The 713-nt window shown below is 67.2% G+C and carries 1 pseudogene; it reads left to right on the forward strand.

The window, feature by feature from the left end:
- Nucleotides 1-713: pseudogene (locus tag JCM25156_RS28310) on the forward strand (penicillin-binding transpeptidase domain-containing protein); the annotation flags it as partial.

The following is a 713-nucleotide window of genomic DNA, read 5'->3' on the forward strand; positions in this document are numbered from 1 at the left end:
CGATCCCGTCGTGCCCCATACGGGTGAACTGCCTGCGCGCGAACGCGCGTGGATGCATACCGGCAAGGGGTTCCAGACCGGGGATGTCATCATGATCGAGCCGCTGGCCGATGGCGGCGGCGTGGCCGTGCGGCAGGTGCCGCAGGTGGAGGGCGCGCTGGCCAGCGTGGATGTCCATACCGGGCGCGTCGTGGCGATGGTGGGGGGTGGTCGTTCAAGGCCTCGCAGTTCAACCGCGCGACACAGGCGGCGCGCCAGCCCGGTTCGTCGTTCAAGCCGTTCGTCTATCTGGCGGCGATGGAGGACGGGATTTCGCCCTCCCAGAAATTCGATGACTCGCCGGTCAGCTACGGTGAATGGCACCCAACAATTATGAAAAGGATTTCTGGGCCCCACCACGCTGCATGATGCGCTGCGTGAATCGCGCAATCTCGTCACGATCCGCCTTGCCGCCCAGATCGGCATGAAGCCCGTGGCCGCGCTGGCGCAGAACCTCGGGCTTGTCCACTCCATGCCGCTGGTGCTGCCCGCGGCCCTTGGCGCGGTGGAAACCACCGTCATGCGTGAGGCCGGGGCCTATGCCACCATCGCCAATGGCGGCAGGCTGGTGACGCCCACCCTGATTGACGACATCAAGGACCGCAACGGCAATGTCCTGTGGCGGCCCGAAGGCTGGCATGGCTGCCCGACGCCGCCCCGGCCACCGGGCCGCA

It is taken from the genome of Komagataeibacter kakiaceti JCM 25156, from assembly GCF_000613305.1.